Annotated in this window: 20 protein-coding genes; 5 read left to right on the forward strand and 15 right to left on the reverse strand. The window is 59.7% G+C overall.

Features of this window, described 5'->3' with window-relative positions; genetic code table 11:
* The first annotated feature begins 69 nt into the window (after nucleotides 1-69).
* The 3 genes from P8T11_RS15985 (at nucleotide 70) to P8T11_RS15995 (ending at nucleotide 4,879) form a co-directional block, all read left to right on the forward strand.
* Nucleotides 70-1,071: a Bug family tripartite tricarboxylate transporter substrate binding protein gene (locus tag P8T11_RS15985; protein ID WP_268081034.1), complete on the forward strand. Its 1,002-nt coding sequence runs from the start codon at nucleotides 70-72 to the stop codon at nucleotides 1,069-1,071.
* Between the two features lie 119 nt (nucleotides 1,072-1,190).
* On the forward strand, nucleotides 1,191-3,542 hold the full coding sequence (locus tag P8T11_RS15990) for a cytochrome P450/oxidoreductase (RefSeq protein WP_268081033.1): 2,352 nt from the start codon (nucleotides 1,191-1,193) through the stop codon (nucleotides 3,540-3,542).
* Between the two features lie 296 nt (nucleotides 3,543-3,838).
* Complete coding sequence (locus tag P8T11_RS15995) at nucleotides 3,839-4,879, forward strand: DUF2235 domain-containing protein (RefSeq protein ID WP_268081032.1); 1,041 nt, start codon at nucleotides 3,839-3,841, stop codon at nucleotides 4,877-4,879.
* A 64-nt stretch (nucleotides 4,880-4,943) separates the two neighbouring features.
* On the opposite strand, the gene P8T11_RS16000 is transcribed toward P8T11_RS15995, so the two are convergent.
* Both P8T11_RS16000 and P8T11_RS16005 read right to left on the reverse strand, forming a co-directional pair.
* A complete protein-coding gene (locus P8T11_RS16000) occupies nucleotides 4,944-6,248 on the reverse strand; it encodes an ABC transporter substrate-binding protein (RefSeq protein WP_268081031.1) in 1,305 nt (434 codons plus the stop codon).
* Nucleotides 6,249-6,284: 36 nt separating this feature from the next.
* Entirely contained in the window at nucleotides 6,285-6,443 is a 159-nt protein-coding gene (locus tag P8T11_RS16005; RefSeq protein WP_268081030.1) for a hypothetical protein, read from the reverse strand.
* A gap of 98 nt (nucleotides 6,444-6,541) precedes the next feature.
* On the opposite strand from P8T11_RS16005, the gene P8T11_RS16010 reads away from it, so the two are divergent.
* Nucleotides 6,542-7,659, forward strand: a protein-coding gene (locus P8T11_RS16010; RefSeq protein WP_418910268.1) for an IS3 family transposase whose coding sequence is annotated in 2 segments (ribosomal slippage) — nucleotides 6,542-6,791 and nucleotides 6,791-7,659 — 1,119 coding nt in all. Because the reading frame shifts where the segments join, the coding sequence is not laid out codon by codon here.
* 595 nt (nucleotides 7,660-8,254) lie between these two features.
* On the opposite strand, the gene P8T11_RS16015 is transcribed toward P8T11_RS16010, so the two are convergent.
* The 4 genes from P8T11_RS16015 to P8T11_RS16030 all read right to left on the reverse strand — a co-directional run bounded on the left by P8T11_RS16015 (nucleotide 8,255) and on the right by P8T11_RS16030 (nucleotide 12,350).
* Nucleotides 8,255-8,656, reverse strand: coding sequence for an SMI1/KNR4 family protein (locus P8T11_RS16015; protein WP_268081029.1), 402 nt, complete (start codon nucleotides 8,654-8,656; stop codon nucleotides 8,255-8,257).
* Nucleotides 8,657-8,914: 258 nt separating this feature from the next.
* On the reverse strand, nucleotides 8,915-10,111 hold the full coding sequence (locus tag P8T11_RS16020; RefSeq protein WP_347404748.1) for an IS4 family transposase: 1,197 nt from the start codon (nucleotides 10,109-10,111) through the stop codon (nucleotides 8,915-8,917).
* Nucleotides 10,112-10,422: 311 nt separating this feature from the next.
* Nucleotides 10,423-10,734, reverse strand: a complete 312-nt coding sequence (locus P8T11_RS16025; protein WP_268081028.1) for a contact-dependent growth inhibition system immunity protein — start codon at nucleotides 10,732-10,734, stop codon at nucleotides 10,423-10,425.
* Nucleotides 10,731-12,350 (reverse strand): RNase A-like domain-containing protein, encoded by a 1,620-nt coding sequence (locus tag P8T11_RS16030; RefSeq protein WP_268081027.1) that lies wholly within the window; start codon nucleotides 12,348-12,350, stop codon nucleotides 10,731-10,733. The genes P8T11_RS16025 and P8T11_RS16030 overlap by 4 nt, the downstream gene beginning before the upstream one ends.
* Before the next feature lie 240 nt (nucleotides 12,351-12,590).
* Here P8T11_RS16030 and P8T11_RS16035 point away from each other — a divergent pair, with 240 nt between their 5' ends.
* The gene (locus P8T11_RS16035) at nucleotides 12,591-13,184 is read left to right on the forward strand and encodes a DUF4291 domain-containing protein (protein WP_100854360.1); all 594 of its coding nucleotides are present in this window, start codon (nucleotides 12,591-12,593) and stop codon (nucleotides 13,182-13,184) included.
* A gap of 894 nt (nucleotides 13,185-14,078) precedes the next feature.
* Here the strand turns inward: P8T11_RS16035 and P8T11_RS29245 are convergent.
* The 9 genes from P8T11_RS29245 to P8T11_RS16075 form a co-directional block, all read right to left on the reverse strand.
* The gene (locus P8T11_RS29245; protein WP_418910296.1) at nucleotides 14,079-14,774 is read right to left on the reverse strand and encodes an REP-associated tyrosine transposase; all 696 of its coding nucleotides are present in this window, start codon (nucleotides 14,772-14,774) and stop codon (nucleotides 14,079-14,081) included.
* Nucleotides 14,775-15,120: 346 nt separating this feature from the next.
* Entirely contained in the window at nucleotides 15,121-16,425 is a 1,305-nt protein-coding gene (locus tag P8T11_RS16040; RefSeq protein ID WP_268081026.1) for an ABC transporter substrate-binding protein, read from the reverse strand.
* A 36-nt stretch (nucleotides 16,426-16,461) separates the two neighbouring features.
* A complete protein-coding gene (locus P8T11_RS16045; protein WP_100854354.1) occupies nucleotides 16,462-17,586 on the reverse strand; it encodes a zinc-dependent alcohol dehydrogenase family protein in 1,125 nt (374 codons plus the stop codon).
* A 69-nt stretch (nucleotides 17,587-17,655) separates the two neighbouring features.
* Nucleotides 17,656-18,408: a glucose 1-dehydrogenase gene (locus P8T11_RS16050; protein WP_268081025.1), complete on the reverse strand. Its 753-nt coding sequence runs from the start codon at nucleotides 18,406-18,408 to the stop codon at nucleotides 17,656-17,658.
* A gap of 27 nt (nucleotides 18,409-18,435) precedes the next feature.
* The gene (locus tag P8T11_RS16055; RefSeq protein WP_268081024.1) at nucleotides 18,436-19,872 is read right to left on the reverse strand and encodes an aldehyde dehydrogenase family protein; all 1,437 of its coding nucleotides are present in this window, start codon (nucleotides 19,870-19,872) and stop codon (nucleotides 18,436-18,438) included.
* A 16-nt stretch (nucleotides 19,873-19,888) separates the two neighbouring features.
* Nucleotides 19,889-20,545: an ABC transporter ATP-binding protein gene (locus P8T11_RS16060; RefSeq protein ID WP_259250473.1), complete on the reverse strand. Its 657-nt coding sequence runs from the start codon at nucleotides 20,543-20,545 to the stop codon at nucleotides 19,889-19,891.
* Nucleotides 20,546-20,548: 3 nt separating this feature from the next.
* Nucleotides 20,549-21,289 (reverse strand): ABC transporter ATP-binding protein, encoded by a 741-nt coding sequence (locus tag P8T11_RS16065; protein ID WP_050449412.1) that lies wholly within the window; start codon nucleotides 21,287-21,289, stop codon nucleotides 20,549-20,551.
* Between the two features lie 2 nt (nucleotides 21,290-21,291).
* Nucleotides 21,292-22,308, reverse strand: coding sequence for a branched-chain amino acid ABC transporter permease (locus P8T11_RS16070; RefSeq protein ID WP_268081023.1), 1,017 nt, complete (start codon nucleotides 22,306-22,308; stop codon nucleotides 21,292-21,294).
* Nucleotides 22,308-23,213: a branched-chain amino acid ABC transporter permease gene (locus P8T11_RS16075; protein WP_050449410.1), complete on the reverse strand. Its 906-nt coding sequence runs from the start codon at nucleotides 23,211-23,213 to the stop codon at nucleotides 22,308-22,310. The genes P8T11_RS16070 and P8T11_RS16075 overlap by 1 nt, the downstream gene beginning before the upstream one ends.
* Nucleotides 23,214-23,299: the final 86 nt, after the last annotated feature.

Consider the following 23,299-nt stretch of genomic DNA (forward strand, 5'->3'; position numbering starts at 1 on the left):
TACGCATTGCGTATATGATTTACGCAAAAGAAGGGATGCCATCAGGTCATCCCAAAACGGAGACAGCCGATGCGCACCCCGAATCGCCCCCTGAAACGCACTTTCCTGGCCGGCCTGCTGGCCCTGCCCTTGCTGGCCTGTGCCAACGCTTTCGCCCAACAGGCGCCTGCCAACTATCCGTCCAAGCCCGTGCGCTGGGTGGTGCCGTATGCGGCAGGCGGCGGATCCGACTTTCTGGCGCGCAGCATCGGTCAGGGCTTGTCGGGTCGCCTGGGCCAACCAGTTGTGATCGAGAACAAGCCGGGCGGCAACACCGCCATCGCCGCGTCGGAAACCGCGCGCTCGCCGGCTGACGGCTACACCATGCTGTCGGCCGACAACGGCACACTGGTGTTCAACCCCGCGCTGTACAAGAAGCTGTCGTACGACCCCGTCAAGGACTTGGCGCCCGTCACGCTGATGGGCCGCTTTCCCATGATTCTGGTGGTGGGCCCGTCCATGAAGGTCAACACCGTGCAGGAATTCCTGGCCGAGGCCAAGTCACGCAAGGAAGGGCTGGACTACGGTTCCGCCGGCGCGGGCAGCCCGCACCATCTGGCCATGGAACTGCTGAAAGTGGAAACCGGCCTGACCATGACCCACGTGCCGTATCGCGGCGCATCGCCCGCGCTGGCGGACGTGGCGGGCGGCCAGATCCCCGCCATGATGGTCGACCTGGCCGCGGGCGCCGGCTTCATCAACGGCGGCAAGGTCCGCGCGCTGGCCGTCGCCAACCCGACCCGCCTGCCGCAACTGCCCGACGTGCCCACCTTCGCCGAGATCGGCCTGAAGAACGTGGAAGCGTCCGCGCAAGTGGGCGTGGTGGTGCCGGCCGGCACGCCGCCCGCCGTCATCGACGCGTTGAACAAGCAGGTGGTGGCCACCATCAATGACCCGGCCACGCGCAAGCGCCTGGTGGACTTCGGCATCGAGCCGGTCGGCAACACGCCCGCCGAGTACGCCGAGATGCTCAAGGGCGAACGCGCCCGCTGGCAGAAGCTGATCACTGATCTGAAGATCACGCTGGACTAAGTACTGGACTACGCGCTGAACCAGGCGCTGGCCTAAGCGCTGAATCAAGCGCTAGGCCAACCCCCGCGGCCTGCCGCCCACGCGGCAGGCCGATGCATCACGAATACACGGAAAGCATCATGAGCCAATCGCCCTCTTCCTCGCGCCCGTCGGGCTGTCCCATCGATCACGCGGCGCTTGCCGCGATGCAAAGCCCCACCGGCTGCCCCGTCAGCCCCCGCGCGGCCGAGTTCGACCCCTTTGGCGATGGCTACCAGCAAGACCCGCCTGAATACGTGCGCTGGGCGCGCGAGCAGGAACCCGTGTTCTACAGTCCCAAGCTGGGCTACTGGGTGGTCACGCGCTACGAAGACATCAAGGCGATTTTTCGCGACAACATCACCTTCAGCCCGTCCATCGCGCTGGAAAAAATCACCCCCACCGGCCCCGAGGCCAACGCCGTGCTGGAGTCGTACGGCTACGCCATGAACCGCACGCTGGTCAACGAAGACGAACCCGCCCACATGCCGCGCCGCCGCGTGCTGATGGACCCGTTCACGCCGGAAGAGTTGAAGCACCACGAGCCCATGGTGCGCCGCCTGACCCGCGAGTACGTCGACCGCTTCGTCAACGACGGCCGCGCCGATCTCGTCGACCAGATGCTGTGGGAAGTGCCGCTGACCGTCGCGCTGCATTTCCTGGGCGTACCCGAAGAAGACATGGAGCTGCTGCGCCAATATTCCATCGCGCACACCGTCAACACCTGGGGCCGCCCCAAGCCCGAAGAGCAAGTGGCCGTGGCGCATGCCGTGGGCAACTTCTGGCAGTTGGCCGGCAAGATCCTGGACAAGATGCGCCAGGACCCGTCCGGCCCCGGCTGGATGCAATACGGCCTGCGCAAGCAGCAGACGCATCCCGATGTCGTCACCGATTCCTACCTGCATTCCATGATGATGGCCGGCATCGTCGCCGCCCACGAAACCACCGCCAACGCATCGGCCAATGCCATCAAGCTGCTGCTGCAACACCCCGACGCCTGGCGCGAAATCTGCGAAGACCCCGACCTGATTCCCAACGCCGTCGAAGAATGCCTGCGCCATAACGGCTCGGTCGCCGCGTGGCGCCGCCTGGCGACGCGCGACGTCGAGATCGCCGGTGTACCGATCCCGGCAGGCTCCAAGCTGCTGATCGTCACGTCGTCCGCCAACCACGACGAAGGCCAATTCAACGACGCCGACCTCTTCGACATCCGCCGCGAAAACGCCAGCGACCAACTCACCTTCGGCTACGGCTCGCACCAATGCATGGGCAAGAACCTGGCCCGCATGGAAATGCAGATCTTCCTGGAAGAACTCACACGCCGCCTGCCGCATATGAAACTGTCGGAACAGGCGTTTTCCTACGTGCCCAATACCTCGTTTCGGGGGCCGGAGCATCTGTGGGTGGAGTGGGATCCGAAGCAGAACCCGGAACTTGCATCACCGGCATTGCTGAACGACCAGCACCCCGTGCGCATCGGCGAACCTTCGTCGCACGCCATCACCCGCCCCGTCGTCGTGCAAAGCACGGTCGAAGCCGCTGACGGCATCCTGCGCCTGCGTTTGGTGTCGCCCGATGGCAAGCCGCTGCCGCGCTGGACGCCGGGCTCGCATATTGATGTGGAATGCGGCGACACGGGCTTGTCGCGCCAATATTCCTTGTGCGGCGATCCTTCGGAGACCGGTGTATTTGAAATTGCCGTATTGAAGGAAACAGAAGGCCGAGGCGGTTCCGCATGGATGCACGCCAACGCGACACCCGGCGCGCGCCTGCGCATCCGTGGGCCGCGCAATCACTTCCGCATGAACGAAGCGGCCGACAAACTGATCTTGATTGCCGGCGGCATCGGCATTACCCCCATCAGCGCCATGGCGCGGCGTGCCAAGGAACTGGGCCTGGATTACCAACTGCATTACAGCGGCCGCGCGCGCACGTGCATGGCGATGCTGGACGAACTTACGGCGTTGCACGGCGACCGCCTGCATGCCCACGTCAAAGACGAAGGCACCCGCGCGGATTACGCGGCGCTGTTGTCCCAGCCGGATGCCGGCACGCAGATCTATGCGTGCGGTCCGCAAGGCTTGCTGGATGGCTTGTCCGCATGCTGCGCCGCGTGGCCCGAAGATGCGCTGCGCGTGGAACACTTCCATTCCACCTTGGGCACGCTGGACCCGTCCAAGGAACAGCCGTTTGAAGTCGTGCTGAAGGACTCGGGCATCGTCATCAACGTCCCGGCAGATCAGACCCTGTTGACCGCGCTGCGCGGTGCCAATATCGACGTGCAAAGCGACTGCGAGGAAGGCCTCTGCGGATCGTGCGAGGTGCGCGTGCTGGAAGGGAATATCGACCACCGCGACGTCGTGCTGACGCGCGCGGAACGTGACGCGAACAACAAGATGATGGCCTGCTGCTCGCGCTCGTGCGGCGGTGGGAAAGTGGTGTTGGAGTTGTGACGATCAACTGATCGCTTCCGCTACCAACCGCTTCGAAGCGGATACCATCCTTCAAGAATCGGATTGCTACACATTATCTAGTTCGACCATCCCACCCTTCGGAATTCGCCTGCGCCGTCACCCCGGCGCAGGCTTTTTTATGCCTTGTCGGTTAGTAAAAAAGGCGGTGTACATGCCGCCAGCAGGGAAACCACGCAGGCGGCAAACGCGCAACCCGCGTGCTAGCTTGCCTCACGCGGGCGTCATCCCAGCCAGCAACAGATGTATCGGAAGACTCGATCTGTGGGGAGCTGAACATGATGAAGAATCTGGCCATCTTCTTTGACGGCACGTGGAACGAACCCAACGACCGCACCAACGCCTACGAGCTTTACAAAGCCGCCCCGGAAACCAGCACGCAGGAAACCCTGTACATCGAAGGCGTCGGCACCCAAGGCCAAGGCCTGTGGGCCGCCATCGACAAATTCCTGGGCGGCGCATTCGGCGCCGGGCTATCCGCCAACATCCGCCACGGCTACCAATGGCTATGCCAACGCCAGGAAGCCGGGGACCACATCTTCCTGTTCGGCTTCAGCCGTGGCGCGTACTCGGCGCGCAGCCTGGCTGGCATGGTCCGCAAATGCGGGCTGCTTAAAAGCCCCACCGACGACAACGTCGCCGAAGCCTACGCGCTATATCGCGATGATTGCCATCCGTCTTCCATCGAAGCGCTTTCGTTTCGCACGCAATTTTCGCGCGATACCGACCTGCATTTTGTGGGGGTTTGGGACACGGTGGGCAGCTTGGGGATACCCGTCGGCGGCATTTCGTTTCCCGGGTTTTCCAAGTTCTATAACTTCCACGACACCGAACTCAGCAACCACGTCCACCATGCTTATCACGCGATCGCAACGAACGAATATCGCGAGCCGTATTTTCCGACCTTGTGGACGCGGCTGGTTAATTCCGAACCCCGCCCTGCGGACAGGCCAGTAGAGCAGCGCTGGTTTATCGGCGCGCATTCGGATATTGGGGGTGGGTATCGGGATGGAAGTTTGCAGACGCTGCCGGCTGCTTGGCTACAGGAGAAAGCGCGGCAGGTAGGCTTGGAGGCGGGCGTCGCGCACCGGGTGTCTACGGACTATGACCAGTGCCATCCGCATGACTCGTATAAGGAGTTCACGGAGAAAGTGCTGATTCATGTGAAGAAGCGCGCGCGGATGTGGGATGGCGCGGCGGTGCTGAATTTGACGGTGGATGAGCGGGTGGTGAGGCGGGTGGCAGGGAGTGCGGAATATTTGAAGGAGTTTCCGGATTTTAAGGAGGCGGTGGTGGGGTTGCCGGTGGGGCGGGGATAGCCCGCCTCAAAAAAACCCCGACGATTTCTCGTCGGGGAGTCCCTGCACACACAACACAGCTTGCTCAGTTCGAATACACCTTGATCTGGTCGCTTTTCAAGACATCCGGGGTCAGGTTCTTTTCAATCCAGCCCATCGACGTGTCTTCCACGCCCGGGGTGACCAGTTCCGCCGGCACGATCGTAATGTCGGCCAGGACCTTGAACGGGTACTTGTCGCTCTTCTTGGTCACGCCGAACAACTGCGCTTCCAGGGCTTGGCCGTCGGCGCGGTGCATTTTGACTTCGCGGCCGTAGCCTTTGAAGTTCACGTCGTGCATGGCGGCGGCCACTTGTTCCACGGTGGGCCAGGCGCCGCCGTTGTCTTTGATGGCTTTTTCGTAGCCGGCTTTCAGGCCTTGCAGCGCCTGCGCCATGTGGTAGACCGAATAGATGGGATACGCGCCCGTCTTGTCGTGGAATTTCTTCACGAAAGCCTGGTGCTGCGGGTCGTCCTTGGTTTCCGGGTGCAGGAAGTAGTGGTCGCCGCGCGCGCCGACGTAGACGCCTTCGGGCAAGGCGTTGCCCAGGCGTTCCAGCGAGCTTTCGGCCAGGGACAGCACGAAGGTGGAGTTCTTGAACAGGTTGCGTTGCGAGGCCTGGCGTACGAAGTTGTCCAGGTCGCCGCCCCACGAGGTGGACACGATGACGTCTGGGCGCAGGGCTTGCAGGCGGCTGATTTCGGTGGAGAAGTCGGCGGCGCCGAACTTGGGGAACATCTCGGCCACGACCTTCACGTCGGGCTTGAACTTCTTCAGCGCGGCCATGAAGATGTCACGCGAATCGCGGCCCCAGGCGTAGTCCTGGTTGACGATGGCGATGGTCTTGAAGTCGGGCTTGACCTTCATCAGGTACAGCACTTGGGCGACCATTTCGGTGGTGGCATTGGCTTGCGTGCGCACCACGTACTTGTACTTCTTGCCTTCCAGGGCTTTTTCCGTGCCGCAGTCCCACATCACGTTCAGCACTTTCAGGTCTTCGGCGACGGGGGCCACGATGTTGCAGTTGCCGCTGGAGATCGCGGACAGCATGACGCGGGTGCCGCCTTCGGCCAGGCGGCGGTATTCGGACAGCAGCTTTTCACCGCCGCCGCCTTCGTCGATGTAGCTGGGCACGATCTTCACGCCGTCGATACCGCCCGCGGCGTTGAGATCCTGGATGAGGATTTCGGCCGCGTCTCGAGCGGGCACACCAAACACCGAGGCCGAGCCCGACAGGAAGGTCGAGATGCCGATGTTCAGTTCCTTGGGCTTGTCGGCGGCGCCGGCCAGGGCTGCGAAGCCGGTCAGCAAAGTGGCGCCTAACAGGGCGGCGAGTCTTGAGGTTTTCATGGTCTTGTCTCCAGTGTTGTAGTCGGGTCTATGCCCTTAGAAAACGATGGCGTCGCGCAGGCTGCCGCCGGTGGCGAGGTGATCGAACCCCTCGTTGATCTGGTCCAGCGAAAACGATTTGCCCATCATCCGGTCCACCGGCAACTGGCCGGCTTTGTAGAGGTCGATGTAGCGGCTGATGTCGATGGCGGGCACGCCAGAGCCCAGGTAGCTGCCGCGTATGTCCGTAAGCTCCCCCTTCAGGTAGACACCGCCCGGTAGAATTTCGGAGCCTCCCTGAGTTGGAGATTCCCTTGAAGAAAAGCAGATTTACCGAGAGCCAGATCGTTGCTGTTCTGAAGGAAGGCGAAGCCGGCATGCCGGTCGCCGAGCTGTGCCGCAAACACGGCATCAGCAACGCCACGTATTACCTTTGGAAGAGCAAGTTCTCCGGCGTTCAAGTTTCCGAGTTGCAGAGGCTGCGCGAACTGGAAGCTGAAAACGCCAAGCTCAAACGCATGTTTGCCGACTTGGCGCTGGAGAATGCAGCGATCAAGGATGTCTTGAATCGAAAATCCTGACGCCGTCGGCCAGGCGCGAAGTGGTGGGACAGCTGGTGCAAGCCAAGCTCTCAATCACGCGCGCTTGTCAGATTGCCGGCCTATCGCGGGCGGCGTACTACAAGAAGCCAATGCCGGCATCTGAGCGGGATTCCCAAGTCATTGATGCTCTCAATGCCATTGTGACTCGGCATGGGCGTTGGGGATTCTGGAAGTGTTTCACCCGGCTGCGCCTCGACGGTCGCGGCTGGAACAAAAAGCGCGTTCATCGGGTGTACTGCGACATGGGTCTGAATTTGCCTCGGCGCTGCAAAAAGCGGCTTCCCGACCGACCGCGACAGCCGCTGGATCTGGCCACAGAGCCTAATCGTTGTTGGGCGCTCGACTTCATGCATGACGCTCTCTACTGCGGCCGGCGGTTTCGCACTCTGAACGTGATCGACGAGGCGAACCGGGAGTGCTTGGCCATCGAGGTAGGCGTGTCCATCCCGTCTGCACGCCTCATTCGGGTATTGAGCCGTTTGATCGACTGCTATGGGCCGCCTGACGCAATACGCCTGGATAACGGTCCGGAGATGATCTCAGAGGCGTTCACCCAATGGGCTAGCGCAAAGGGCATCGCGATCCGCTATATCCAGCCGGGCAAGCCAAACCAGAACGCTTTCATTGAGCGCTTCAATCGAACTTATCGAACCGAGGTGCTCGACGCGCACCTGTTCGCCAACCTTGAGCAGGTCCAGGCGATTACCGATCAATGGCTGGTCGATTACAACCAGTACCGCCCGCATGAATCGCTGGGTGGCCTCCCGCCGGTGCAATTCATGCCCCGGCTAACCCTTGCTCCGATCGTCTATCAACCGATGTCTACTTGACAGGGGTGCTTACGTGTCGCGCTCTTCGCCCACCATCTGCGAGAGCGACAGCGGGAAGCTGAACTTGCGCGATTTAAGGTGTCAGACTGCATTTTTATTCGCCCGTCCGATCAAACCCAAATAAATGTAGTCTGACACCTTAGTTTTACGGTGGATGAAAGGGTGGTGAAGCGGGTGGCAGGGAGTGCGGAGTATTTGAAGGAGTTTCCGGATTTCAGGAGTGCATTGGAACAATTGCCCGTAGGTAGGCATTAAGGATATGTATATCCTTCCAAATCCCTCCTGCCATAAAATCGGCTGAGCCCGGATTTTAGGGAAGCGAAAGAAAATCAGCCCGGAGGCGACTTCGGATCGAAACTTTGTCACAGGTACGGTAAAAAGAACGACAGGACGGTTTACAGCGTCGGTTATCCGCCCCGTCCCTTCATATTGCGGATAATCGCATTCCAATAACGGACTGCCGCTACATGCTGCTGGCGAGTAAGCCACGTGATGTTAGTGGGATCATTCGGGTTTCCGCCCAAAACTATAGGTTTTATATAGAACAATTCGAGTCCCTTGGGGCGCTTACCTTTCTCAAATATTGACGAGCCCACTACTGTTCATCCTTGAGCACGAACCACAACTTTTCAAAAGACTCCGATATTTCATCAGCGTATTCAACATCCATCCCAACAAAAGGGATGCGAACAACGGGAACATTCTCCGCTCGAAAATCAAAACCGTATCCTTCCCCCCCTCCATCAGAACCGAACAAAAATATCCCTGGAGCGAATTCTTCCACCTGATAATCCGCATTAAACGCAATCAGCTCCTCCGCCTTCCAGATAACTAGGTAGTTATCACCAACAAACCCCTCACCCCCATTGTGTGTAGCCAAAAAATCGAGATAATCCTGCGGCAACACAAAGGCCATGTTCCGAGACAGTTCATCCAACTCCAGTTTCGACGCCCCTGCATCTAAATCCCAGGCGGTTAAATCAATTTTATTTTCCATATACGATGTCCTCACTCTATTCTCTTCCCTCGACGTCCCTCTGAAGCCGGTTCCACCAAGGAGTCACTTCTTTTCTATGAACCGCCCTATCCAAAATGTCCTTGTTACTGAAATTGGTTGGGCTACCATTAAATTTGACAGGCTTTCTTTCATGCACGTCAACTTGAATGTTCACGAGGTCTAGCTCTTTCCTAATCCCGGCATTCGCCGAATTTTCCTGTGATTTAAGGTGTCAGACTCTGAGGTTTCCCCACGAATTTATCGCCGCCCTTCATTGAGTTCTGCAGTGCTCAATGGTGTTCGCAAGAGCTCAAGGACTGACGTTTCGGTCAATGCCAGAGTCCGTTCGGCATAGATCATGGCCCCAAGCGTAAGCAGCGAGATGGTCGGCCGGTCTTTCCGGTTGTTGGATTCATAGGCTGGCCTCAGTTTTCGGCTCTCAGCTAATTTGCCGACTAGCCACAGCAAGAACGTCGCTAACGCGTGGATCAACAACAAGATCTGCAGACGCGCGGCACCTGCGCTTTGACTATCCTCGAACGCAAACCCGAACTGATGGGATTTCAAGTTTCGGAAGGTGCATTCGATACTCATGCGCTTTCGGTAGACCTCAACAATTTCGCGCGCATTCGTATTGGCCAGCGACGGCGATGCACACAGCAGCCAAGGTTCGCTTTCCCGCCTGGCGCAAACCTCGCTGTGGCTGCTGCGCTTGCGCTGCTTGAACTGAGTCAATGCTTGGCGCTGTTGCGGCGGCTTTCGATACAGGACAAGCCGGGTTTGCACTGGACAGGAGCGGATCATTTGTTGTTCGCCCAGGTCCTGAGGACGCGAACTGGCGGTTGCATAATCCGCCGTGCAACGCCGCCACGGCTCGTCGCCCGAACGCAAAAACGTGCGCCCGCGGATGCGCCCCACCCAGTACCAGCCCAGTTGATTCAGATAGGTAAACCATGGTCCCCGGAACCCCGCATCGTTCACGATAATCGGCCGTAGACCTTCGGGTAGCAAGGACTTGAGCTTGGTCAGAAATGTCCTCTCAACACCCGGCGAGTTCTGATCGCGCAAGGGATGAACGCTCTCGTAGATAGGCACGGCAGCGCCGCGTATCCATAGTGCTGCACGCAATACCAGCCAACTTCGATCCGCCTTCAAATCGGACCAATCCACCAAGATAATGGGACGCGTGATCCCCGCCATGAACTGGCGGCACAGCAGTTGATAGAACATGGGGCGTTCGCTATGCAGATGACGGTTGCCCAGTAGCCGGTCCACGCGCTTGATCCGATGCCTTATCGCTTGTCCAGTCGGCAGTCCGCGCGCCAATCCGCTGAGTGTCAACCGGCGCGTTGCCATCGCACTTCGCACCGTGCTTATCAAGGCCTTGAGTCGGCTCAAATGTAGGCTAGGGATCGAATCCTGGAGCAGTTTCTGCAATACTCCGACTGCGTGCATGGCCTGGTCTTCCTTCAAACGGTTTGGTCGCCTGATGAAGGGTATAAGACTGGTGCCATGCACGCCCTAATCACCGCCAACCGAACCGTTTGACCCCACCTCACTGCACAGGCTGTTGATTCAAAATGAATTTCGCTGGAAATTCGTGGGGAAACCTCAGAGTCTGACCACCTTAATACAAGCCACTTCCTCACCGACGACGCGACGATAAAGCTGCTCTGGTGCGCTGCAAATCACCGTCAAATGGGGCGCCGCCACATACCATTGAACCGAAGCGACGCCCCCTTCTAAAAACAACATAAATGACAGAACTAAATTTGAGCAGAATTACTCATTAGCAAAACTTGCACTCTTGTTAACCAATGCGCCGGGCGCTCCCCGGAATAGGTAGGGTCAAAGTAGCATCCAAGAACCTCCACCATAAAAACTTTTAACTCGTCATCATTCATTTCAGCCGCAAGAATCGCATCTATCTCCATCGCCGCGCGAAGAAGATAATCTTTTGGTTCAGCTTTTAGAATGGCTGACAAAGCAAGCTCCTCCGTTGCAAATTCTTCGGGCCAATCCTGATGGAAATAGCAGCCTAGAAGTTGGCCCAGGGCGTCAAATTTTTTGTCTTTCATCGCGAGACAGGGAACCCTGTTAAAACGTTATAACCAAATGGCATACTGGAATTTCGCTGCAAAACAACCCGCGCATTACTAACATCGAGAGCCTTCTCAGTGCCGCGCACAACGGAAATTCCAACGAACTCAGTAGACGAAGCTGGATTGTATTCCAGAATCAATCTATTCCTGCGACCACTGACCCATTCTGATATTTTGGTGTGATTCGATTCCAGGACTTTTGACACCACATCCTCGGCGACAGCTCTCGTATAAAAGGAAGATGACGCAGAGATTCGGGGCTCTTGACCCAAGCGGCTCAGGAGCGAACTTTCGGTTTGGCCAACATGCTTCAAAAGCAAGTGGCCCCCGACATTCTCGTGAGCTTGCAGCCCTCCTCCTATAACAATTCGGCTGAAAGCCGTGTCTCCACCAAATGCGGCAGGCGAAATGTTCAAGGCCGTGGGCCGACTAGCCCTCCCGCCCAGCACACCGCCCAATAAAACTGCTGCGCCGCTACTTGCAGCCTCAAACTTTCCTTGAAATATACTTTCCAGAGTATTCTCAAGTGCACTGAACGGTGCACCGTAGTATTCGCCCAGCGTCCCTCCCGCCTTCGCAAATTTCCCCGTGTCGCTCCAAGGTTGGAACTCTTCCGCACGCCCAGTCATCACGGCTGTCGCAGCCAAACCTGTCAACCGCGCAGTATCCACAGCCATCAGCGGCATCTCAACCAAAGCGTCCTTCGCCCCGACGACAAAATCGCGTGTCAATGCACCTAATTTCTCGGCCATGCTCACAGGCTCGGTGTCCATCACCGATCGATTTGCACGCCCCTCCTTGAGCCCATAAAAGAATGACCCCTTCCCCCCCCAAGATTCGTTCGGCGCGACACCCTTGCGTGCCAATGCCAGCGCTTCCAAAGCCGCAGCGGAGTTATTCCCCCCGTTATCCGCCAGCAGTACCCCTTGGTGCCGTGGCTTGTCCTCGGACATGACCCGGACTAAGGCGGAGTAGAGATCGTTTTCCGACTCGCCGCTCGTATATGTCGGCGATTCACTTCCATTGACAGGAAGCCCCGCTCGAAGACGCGCCAAAGGCAGGCCTCCATCATCCATAGACAATGGGTCGCGCACGAAGGCGGCAAGATCTTGCTCGCTTATCCTGATGCCTTGACCCGAACGCCTGCGATCTGTCGACGGAGGCGATGACTCATCCTGCATCGCGTCGACAACAGCGTTCCCCAACGCATTCCCAAACGCATCAGTCGCAATCCTGACGTAGTCCGCCTTGCCGCCCGACAGCACCGTGGCGGCAACCCCTCCCACGGCGCCCGCGACGAAGCCGCGCGTCATTCTTTCGCCAAACACAGTCGCGTTGGGCAGAACTGTCGAACTCACCGCTGAGCCCACACCCGCGCCGATTCCGGCCGCTGCGACATTGGTCCAATTGAATCTGGATTGCAGCCCTGTCGCCACGGCGATGCCCTGGCTCACCGTCGAACTCACCGCCGCGCGCGCCACCGATTGCGTGACGCCCAGGCTTCCCCTGGCTGCATTTGCAATCTCGGCGTCTGACGCAAAGAAGTTTGCACCGTTGAAGGCAGCGCCCACGCCAGCCGTTACGGACTTCATGCATGACGCGTCGGACTGCGGCCGACGGCGTTCCAGACGCTAAACGAGATCGACGAGGTGAACCGGAAGTGCTTGGGCATTGCGACGGGCACGCCCGTTCCGCACGGATAATCGGGGACTTGAGCCGTAGCTCGGTCTAACATCGTGATTTCTAGGTTGTCACTTCAGTTAGTACGGCACGGATGAATCTCGGCGGCGTGACTGCTCGCTGCCGCTCAGTCTTCAACAGTAAAATAAACCATGCAAAACCTACTAGACATCGCGGCCGCTCCGCTGCAGAAAATTCGAGCCGTTTATGACGCCAAGACAATCCGCGTCTATCAGGCTTACTCAGATGCTGTTGCGGATACGGCCCTGGCACACGGAACGTTCGTGTCACCACCTTTCAAAATGGAGCGGATGACTTGGATTAAACCTTCCTTCCTCTGGATGATGTACCGGGCAGGATGGGGTCAAAAGGACGACGGCCAGAGACGTATTCTGGCTATAGACATCACGCGGGAGGGCTTCGAATGGGCTCTGACGCATAGTTGCTTGAGCCGCCCCCACCCCTCAATGAGCAAGGAGGAGTGGATGCGTGTAAAAAAAGAGGCCCCCGTGCGCATTCAATGGGACCCGGACCGCGACTTAATACTACAGCCTTTACCGTACCGGACAATTCAGATCGGCTTGAGTAATGAGGCCGTTCAGCTTTATGTGAATCAATGGATTTACCGGATTAGAGATGTAACACCCTTGGTTCGCGAGATTCATGCTCTTGTCGACGATAAGCAATTCGCAGAGGCAACCCGCAGGCTGCCCGCGGAACACGCGTATCAGTATTTAGATATATGAGCCAAATGGCCCATATACCACCCCCCCTTGCTCTATGAGTCCGTTGAATTCATTCTGATTAGGCAATGACTTCGCTTGATGGGGCCACTGCTCCAAAACATGCTGAGACCAACCGTTAACATCCATTTGTTGGATTGGCTGCAGGATCTCTTCGGGATGCAATCCATCTTCTAAAAGTCTCGCAAGGACCCTTTTTGTGGCTTCTACGTAATCGACCCCGGATGCGTAGCAACTGACATAAGCCCCCGAAAAATTCACTGGCATTACCGAATCTTCCATTCGAGTCACGTGAAGGGGAATAATGAAAACCTTTTCCAAAACAGACTCCGTTAAATCACAAATCATCAGGGTGAACCACCCGCGCAGTGCCAGGCCTAATGGCGTCACGTAGCCACTGAATTTGCTCAGGCGTCCTTAACCCGAACTGATCGGGAGCCTTATTTACGTCTACCCGCAACGGTGCAGATGGATGAAGTTTTACGTTAGCTTCCTTATCATAAATCGAGGCTTGCCTCAGCCGCGTCAAGAGCGAAACATCAACCTCCACAGCCGTAATGGTGGCATTGCCTCCTCGGTTGATACGAGCGAACTCCTTGGCTCGTTGAGGCTGTCCAAGGTTGACGAACATAGTCCGTTCGCCGCCCGCCTTGGTCGAAACTACTGGCACAGTTCCATCCTCCAAAATTCGAGGAGTGAAGCCAGCATCGTCAACCCGATACAACGTAACGCTCTCCCCGACGCTTGGAACTTTACCAGCATCGACCAAGCCCCTCGATTCCTTCGAAAGCCCCCCCGCCGCAATCCCTTGATTCGCCCTCGACGAGACAACTCTGGATCCCCGCCCTCCAATTACACCTCCAAAGATACCTGCCGCACCACTCCCAATTTAAGGTGTCAGACTACCTTTAAAGGACGTCCTCGAGGTCCGGGTGCCACTTTTCGTCCAAACAATTCCTCGAGCTCTCTCACAAACCTCTCATCCGATGTAGGAACACTCTTCCGACTGCCCGCTCTTATCGTCAATAGATCCGCCTCACTAACCTCAGAGTCCAAGTAGTTTCGATACGCAGTCCGACGCAAAATCTCCGAGTTTCCAAGTCCCAAATAGATAGGATGAAGATCCAAAACCTTATCAGGCCATAGGCCCATTCGGCCACGGTAGCTCGACCACGGATACTCTCCCGCGTGCGCAACCATGCCCGCCCTTACGGGATTCAATTCGATATAGCGGCAACACGCAAGCAGATACTTTTCGGTCTGAACAATACTCGACTTGAAGCGAGCCTCCCAAAGCGAACCCGAACCAGCGCGTTGAACATTCCACCTCCTGGTCGCCCGCCGCGCTAGTTCCTTCATCAGGCGGCTTATCGCGGTGGCATCCCGGCCTGGAGTCAAAAGCAGATGCACATGATTGCTCATCAAGCAATAGGCATGCACCTGCACGTCCAATTCCGCCTTCTTACTACATAGGTCATCGAGATACGCATTGCAGTCGTTGGGCCCATTAAACACATCTTTTCGGCTGTGGCCTCGCTGCACTACATGATGCGCACAATGAGGGATCAATACCCGCGGTAGCCTGGGTGCCATATTGCCCGTCCATTCAAAAAATATAGCAATTCAGCTTACATGGACTGCCAACATGGATGGCATGAAATAGGAGACGTTTTTGGCACGCAAGGACTGCAGACTTAAGAAATCGCGCACGCCCTGCCTGGCCAAGATATAAAAAATAAAAAATGCAGTCTGACACCTTAAAAAGCCCCAATAACTATATGCGTAGGACCTCGAGCGTGCCTGGCCAGGCTAAGGATTAATAGAACTGCAGTCTGACACCTTAAAAAAAGTCCGACCAGCTTCGCCTAGGCCCCGCCACCCCAAAAAAAAACCCGACGATTTCTCGTCGGGGAGTCCCTGCACACACAACACAGCTTGCTCAGTTCGAATACACCTTGATCTGGTCGCTTTTCAAGACATCCGGGGTCAGGTTCTTTTCAATCCAGCCCATCGACGTGTCTTCCACGCCCGGGGTGACCAGTTCCGCCGGCACGATCGTAATGTCGGCCAGGACCTTGAACGGGTACTTGTCGCTCTTCTTGGTCACGCCGAACAACTGCGCTTCCAGGGCTTGGCCGTCGGCGCGGTGCATTTTGACTTCGCGGCCGTAGCCTTTGAAGTTCACGTCGTGCATGGCGGCGGCCACTTGTTCCACGGTGGGCCAGGCGCCGCCGTTGTCCTTGATGGCTTTTTCGTAGCCGGCTTTCAGGCCTTGAAGCGCTTGCGCCATGTGGTAGACCGAATAGATGGGATACGCGCCCGTCTTGTCGTGGAATTTCTTCACGAAAGCCTGGTGCTGCGGATCGTCCTTGGTTTCCGGGTGCAGGAAGTAGTGGTCGCCGCGCGCGCCGACGTAGACGCCTTCAGGCAAGGCGTTGCCCAGGCGTTCCAGCGAGCTTTCTGCCAGGGACAGCACGAAGGTGGAGTTCTTGAACAGGTTGCGTTGCGAGGCCTGGCGCACGAAGTTGTCCAGGTCGCCGCCCCACGAAGTGGACACGATGACGTCTGGGCGCAGGGCTTGCAGGCGGCTGATTTCGGTGGAGAAGTCGGCGGCGCCGAACTTGGGGAACATCTCGGCCACGACCTTCACGTCGGGCTTGAACTTCTTCAGCGCGGCCATGAAGATGTCACGCGAATCGCGGCCCCAGGCGTAGTCCTGGTTGACGATGGCGATGGTCTTGAAGTCGGGTTTGACCTTCATCAGGTACAGCACTTGGGCAACCATTTCGGTGGTGGCATTGGCTTGCGTGCGCACCACGTACTTGTACTTCTTGCCTTCCAGGGCTTTTTCCGTGCCGCAGTCCCACATCACGTTCAGCACTTTCAGGTCTTCGGCGACGGGGGCCACGATGTTGCAGTTGCCGCTGGAGATCGCGGACAGCATGACGCGGGTGCCGCCTTCGGCCAGGCGGCGGTACTCGGACAGCAGCTTTTCACCGCCGCCGCCTTCGTCGATGTAGCTGGGCACGATCTTCACGCCGTCGATACCGCCCGCGGCGTTGAGATCCTGGATAAGGATTTCGGCCGCGTCTCGGGCGGGCACACCGAACACCGAGGCCGAGCCCGACAGGAAGGTCGAGATGCCGATGTTCAGTTCCTTGGGCTTGTCGGCGGCGCTGGCCAGGGCCGCGAAGCCGGTCAGCAATGTGGCGCCTAACAGGGCGGCGAGTCTTGAGGTTTTCATGGTCTTGTCTCCAGTGTTGTAGTCGGGTCTATGCCCTTAGAAAACGATGGCGTCGCGCAGGCTGCCGCCGGTGGCGAGGTGATCGAACCCCTCGTTGATCTGGTCCAGCGAAAACGATTTGCCCATCATCCGGTCCACCGGCAACTGGCCGGCTTTGTAGAGGTCGATGTAGCGGCTGATGTCGATGGCGGGTACGCCAGACCCCAGGTAACTGCCGCGTATGTCGCGCTCTTCGCCCACCATCTGCGAGAGCGACAGCGGGAAGCTGAACTTGGGGTTGGGCAAGCCCGACGTGACGGTGGCGCCGCCGCGCCGGGTCAGCTTGTAGGCGGTCTCGAACGCGGGCACGGCGCCCGCCATGTCAAAGCCGTAGTCCACGCGGCCGCCGGCCAGGTCGAACAGGTCGTCGTCCGTCTTGACCTGCTTGGGGTTGACCACGTGAGTCGCGCCCAGCTCTTTGGCCAGGGCGAGTTTTTCATCGCTGAGATCGACGGCAACGACGCGGCGCGCGCCTGCCGCCACAGCGGCCAGCAAGGCGGACAGGCCGACGCCGCCCAGCCCCACGATGGCGGCGGTGTCGCCGGCCTTGATGCGCGCCCGGTTCAGCACCGCGCCCGCGCCGGTCAGCACGGCGCAGCCGAACAGCGCGGCTTCGCGGTGGCTGAGTTCAACGTTGACTTTCACGCATGACCGGCGCGACACCACGGCGTATTCGGCAAAGCAGGACACGCCGGTGTGGTGGTTCAGGTATTCGTCGCCGATGTGCAGGCGGCGGTCGCCGCCCAGCAAGGTGCCTTGCGTGTTGGCGGCGGCACCGGGTTCGCATAGCGCGGGGCGGCCTTCCATGCAAGGATTGCAGCAGCCGCAACTGGGCACGAACACCATGGCCACGTGATCGCCGGGTTTCAGGTCGGTAACGCCGGGGCCGGTCTCGACCACTTCGCCCGATGACTCATGCCCCAACACGATGGGCACGCCGCGCGGGCGGTCGCCGTTGATGACCGACAAATCCGAATGGCAAAGGCCGGCCGCCTTGATGCGCACCAGCACTTCGCCCGTGCCGGGCGGGTCCAGTTCGACCTCGGTAATGGCCAATGGCCGGGTCTGGGCGTAAGGACCTTGCACCCCTACGTTACGCAACAACGCCGCTTTGATTTTCATGCGCTGACATCCAAGTAAAAGCCGTACGGACGAAAGGCCGGCCGGCGCACGCCGGCCGAATCCACACCCTTACACCGTGCGTCCGCCGTCCACGGGGAACTCCACGCCGGTGATGAACTCCGCCGCGTCGCTGGCCAAGAACAATGCCGCCGCCGCCACGTCCGAGGGCTGGCAGAAGCGGCCCAGCGGAATGGTGGACACGAACTTGGCGCGGTTTTCGGGCGTGTCGGGCAAGCCCATGAACAGTTCGAACATGCCGGTGATGCCCATCACAGGGCAAATCGCGTTGACGCGAATACCGTCGGGGCCCAGTTCCACGGCCATGGATTTGGACAGCACGTTGACCGCGCCCTTGGACGCGTTGTACCAACTGAGGCCGGGGCGCGGGCGGATGCCGGCAGTCGACCCCACGTTAAGAATCACGCCGCGCTTTTGCTTGCGCATCACCGGCACAACCGCCTGCGCCATGTGATAGATGGACTTGACGTTGATCTCGAACATGCGGTCGAACATGGCCTCGTCCACGTCCAGCATCGGCTGGTTCTTGTGGGTGATGGCGGCGTTGTTGACCACGATGTCGACGGACCCGAACTTCTCTTGGCACACGCGCACCACGTTGTCGATGTCGGCGCGGCTGGACACGTCGGCCTTCACGGCCAGCGCGGCCGCGCCCACTTCGCCGGCCACGCGGTCGGCGGCTTCCTTGTTGATGTCGGCAATGACGACCTTGGCGCCTTCCTTGGCGTACAGCTTGACGATGCCTTCGCCGAAACCGCTGCCCCCACCGGTAACGATGGCGACCTTACCCTGCAACTGACTCATGACTGGACTCCGTTAATGGCGTGGCGATCATTCGCCGTAGAACTGGATCAACGTTTTCGTGGTGCTCATTTCTTCCAGGGCGATAAAGCCCTTCTCGCGCCCGTGGCCGCTTTTCTTGACGCCGCCAAACGGCAGTTCAACGCCGCCGCCCGCGCCAAAGCCGTTGATGTACACCTGCCCGCATTTCATGGCGCGCGCCACGCGCTGCTGGCGTCCGCCGTTCTCGGTCCAGACCGCGCCCAACAGGCCGTAGTCGGTGGCGTTGGCCAAGCGGATGGCGTCGGCTTCGGTGTCAAAGGGCAGCGCCACCAGCACCGGCCCGAAAATCTCTTCAGTCAGCAAGGTGCTGTCATGCGAAGGCGCGGAGAACAACGTGGGTTTCACGAAGTAGCCGCCTGCGGGCACGCCGTCGGCAATGCCGCCTTCGGCCGCCACGGTCAGGCCGTCGGCCAGGCCCTTGGCGATGTAGCGGTTTACGCGGTCAAACTGCGCCTTGTTGACGACGGGGCCGCAGGTCAGGTCCATGTCGGGCGTGCCGGCACGCACCTTGGAAAACTCTTCGGCAAGCGCCTTCATGAACTCGGCGTAGACGCCGCGCTGCACCAGCAGGCGGCTGCCCGCCGTGCAGGTCTGGCCGGTGTTGTGGACGATGCCCTTCACGATGGCGGGGATGGCAGCCTTGGCGTTGGCATCGTCGAACACGATGTGCGCCGACTTGCCTCCCAGCTCCAGCACGCACTTGACCGCGTTGACGGCGGCCGCCTGCTGGATCAGCACACCGACTTCGTTCGACCCGGTGAAGGTGATGAAGTTGATGTCGGCATGGCGCGACAGGCTGGCGCCCGCCTCTTCGCCAAGACCCGTCACGATGTTCAGCGCGCCGGCCGGAAAGCCCACTTCCAAAGCCAGTTCGGCCACGCGGATGATGGACAGGCAGGCGTCTTCAGCCGGCTTGACCACGCTGGCGTTGCCCATGGCCAGGGCCGGCGCCACGCTGCGGCCGAACATCTGCGCCGGGTAGTTCCACGGAATGATGTGGGCGGTGACGCCCAGCGGTTCGCGAATCAGTTGAACCGAATAGTCCTTTTGAAACGGAATGGTCTGTCCATGTACTTTGTCGGCAGCGCCGCCGTAGAACTCGAAGTAGCGCGCCAGCACGGTGATGTCGCCGCGCGCGGTGGACATGGGCTTGCCGGTGTCGCGCGATTCCAGTTGCGCCAGTTCTTCATGGTGCGCCAACACCGATTCACCCAGGCGCAGCAGCAGGCGGCCACGTTCCAGCGCCGTCATGCGACCCCAGTCGCCATCCAGCGCGGCGCGCGCCGCTTGCACGGCGGCATCAACGTCGGCCTGCTGGCCGCGCGGAATGGTGGTGAACACCTCGCCATCCACGGGTGACACCACATCGATGGTGCGCCCATCCTGGGCATCGACCTGGCGGCCGTTGATAATCATCTGCGTCATGCAATGTCTCCGGTAGTCAATTCAAGGTGATCGAGCCGCGCTCAATCGTCCATATCTGGTCAGGGATGCCGCCCAGCAGCTTCACGTTGGATTCGGTGATGACCACGCACAACTCAGGCTGCAATTCCTTCAGGCGTTCCAGCGCTTCGGTGTAGTCGCGCGCGAGCTTGGGGGCCAAGCCCTGGAAGGGTTCGTCCAGCATCAGCAGGCGGGTGCCGACCATGATGGCGCGCGCCAGCGCCACCATCTTTCCCTGCCCGCCCGACAAGGCCGAACCCGAGCGGCCCAGCATGGGTTCCAGTTGGGGAACCACTTTCAGCACGGTCTGGATCCGGGCCGCGATGTCTGTCTTGGACTGGCCTTGCACCTCGCAAGGCAGGTTCAGGTTTTCCTGCACGGTCATGGTCGGGAAGATCACGCGGTCTTCGGGCGCGTAGCCCACTTTCAACGCGGCGCGCTTGTGGCCGGGCATGGCGCTGAGGTCGGCGCCGTCAAACATGATCTTGCCGGACTTGATCTTGGTCAGGCCCATGATGGTGCGCAGCAGCGTGGTCTTGCCCGCGCCGTTGCGGCCGACGATACCGATGGTCTTGGACGCGTCGAAGCTTGCGCTGACGTCGCGCAGGATGCGGTTGCCTGCCAGGTCTACGTTGATGTCGGATAGGTTCAGCATGGCTCAGGCCCCCAGCACTTCGCTTTTGATCTGCGGGTTGTTCAGCACTTCGTCCGGCGTGCCGTCGGCCGCCACCTTGCCCGCGATCCAGGCCGCCACGCGCGTGGCGTAGCGCGACACAATGTCCACGTCGTGCTCCACAAACCAACTGGTCACGCGGCGTTCGTCCAGCGCATGCATCACGGTTTCCATCAAGGCGAATTTGTCTTCGGACGCCACGCCGCTAGTGGGTTCATCCATGATCAGCAGCTTGGGGCGCAGTGCCAGCGCCATCGCCACGTCCAGCAGCTTGCGCTTGCCTTCGGGCAATTCAATGGACGCTTCGTCGGCTTCGGGCAAGAGGCCCACCAGGTCCAGCGTGGCGTCCACCTCCTTGTCGTCGATGGTGCTTTCCAAAGAACGGAACCAGCTCAGTTCCTTGTTGCGGCGCGCGGCGGCAATCTGCACGCACTGGCGCACGGTGTGCTCGGTAAACAACTGCGGCAACTGGAACGAACGGCCCAACCCCAGGCGCACGATCTTGCGCGGGGCCATCGCCGTGACGTCACGTCCGTCGAAGTACACCTTGCCTTTGGAGGGCGCCAGGTAGCCGGTGCAGATGTTGATGAAGGTGGTCTTGCCCGCGCCGTTCTGGCCAATGACGGCCAGGCGTTCGCCTTCATGCAATTCAAAGTTGATGTTGTCGGCCGCGATCACGCCGCCGAAGGACAGATGCAGGTCGGTGGTTTGAATAAGGGGTTTCATCATCAATTCCTGGCCGACGATTGCGCAGTGGCAGAAACGCGCGCCTGCAAGGTGGCGTTGGCGCCGGCGCGTGCCCGGGCTTGGTCGCGCTTTTTCGTGGCGATGCGTTGCATGATCTGGCCGACAAAGCCGGTGGGGAACATGAAGATCACCAGGATCAGCGTCAAGCCCAGCAAGAACTGCCACAGGCCGGGGAAGTACGCGGCCGACACCAGCTTCACGGTTTCAAAGCCCACCGCGCCCAGGAACGCGCCGGCGGCATGCCCGGCCCCACCCAGAATCGTGATGAACACGAACTCGCCCGACCGCAGCCACGACCCGATTTCCGGCGTGACCAGGCCCTGCATCAACGCCAGGATCGCACCCGAAAACCCCACCACGACGGCCGACAGCAGATAGCCTTTCCACATGATGAAGTAAGCGGAAAACCCCAGGTATTCAATGCGCGTTTCGTTCGTCTTGATGGCCGCCAGGGCCTGGCCGCTGCCCGACCGGAAATAGCGCTGCACCCACCAGGCCAGCACCAGCGACACAAGCAGCGTCAGCACCAGCAAGGCGCGTTCGAATGCATCGCGCTCCATCAGCACGCCGGCAAGGGCGGGCCGCACGATGCGCATGCCGTCCGAGCCGCCCGTCAGGGTGTACAGCTTGCCCAGCAGCGCAAACAGCACCATGCTCAGCGCCAGGTTCAGCATGCCAAAGAAGATGCCGCGATACCGCACCACGAACAGGCCGATCACAATGGCGGCCAGGAAGCTGGCCACGACCCCGGCCAGTATCAACACCAGCGCATCGGCGCCCGGCATGGCGCGCGCCAGAAAGGCCACCGTGTAGGCCGAGATGCAGGAATACATAGCGTGGCCAAACGAGATCTGGCCGGCGCGGGCCATCACCGACACGCCTAAAGCGGCGATGGCGTAGGTCAGGCCGATGACAATCGGCGTGATGGTCCACGAATAGGTGTAGCCAAGCAATAGCGTGGCCAGCGCGGCCAAGAGGCTGAGTACGGCGACTTTCATCAGATCCTCCGGGCTTGGGCGACGGTGAACAAGCCATGCGGCCGGATGATCAGCACCAGCACCATGATGATGTACGGCACCGCCACTTCAAGTTCGGGCGCGGCGTAGACGGCAATGGAACGCATGACGCCAATCAGCAGCGCGGCAATCAGCGCGCCGGTGATCTGCCCCAGGCCCGCCGTGGCCACCACGGCGAACGACAGCACCGTCATGTCGGTGCCGGCGCCGGGCACCAACGACGTGGTGGGCGCGGCCATCGCGCCGCCCAGGGCACCCAGGATGGTCGCGATCACGAACGTGACGTAGCCGATTTTCTTGGCGTTGATGCCCAGTGACGTGGCCACTTCACGGTTGTGCGTGGTGGCCACCGTCTGCTTGCCCAGCTTGGTGTGGCGCAGGAAGAATTCCAGGCACACGTAGGCCAGCACGGCGGTCACCGGCACCACCACCAGTTGGTAGGTGGTGTAGGTGATGTCACCAATTTCGATATTGCCCAGGCGGTTGACGACTTCACTGGCGCTATAGGGCTGCGCGCCCCACAGCAGGCGCTGAATGTCTTCCAGCATCAGGAAGCCGCCGAAGGTGATCAGCAGTTTCAGGATGGGGTCGTAGTTTTGCGCGCGGCGAATCAGCACGAATTCCATGATGCTGCCCAAGGCCAGGCCCACCGCGATGGCGGCCACGAACAAGGCGGCGAACAGCAGGAAGGGGGAATCGGTCTTGGGCGCCAGGAACATGACGAGGCTGGCGGCAGCGTAGCCACCAAAGGCATAGAAGGCGCCATGGGCGACATTCAAGATGCCCATCACGCCGAACACCAGGGTTAATCCCATCGACACCAGGAACAGCAGACTGGCGTACGCCACGCCATCCACCAAGGCGAGAGGCAGTAGATCCAAGGTCAAGCGTCTTCTCCCAATCCGCTAAGCACCTGCCGCGCGGGCGATGCGTTGCCTTGGCAACGTGCGTCCCCTGCACGGTGGTACGGGCA

The organism is Achromobacter spanius, from assembly GCF_029637605.1.
Lineage (GTDB): Bacteria > Pseudomonadota > Gammaproteobacteria > Burkholderiales > Burkholderiaceae_B > Achromobacter > Achromobacter spanius_E.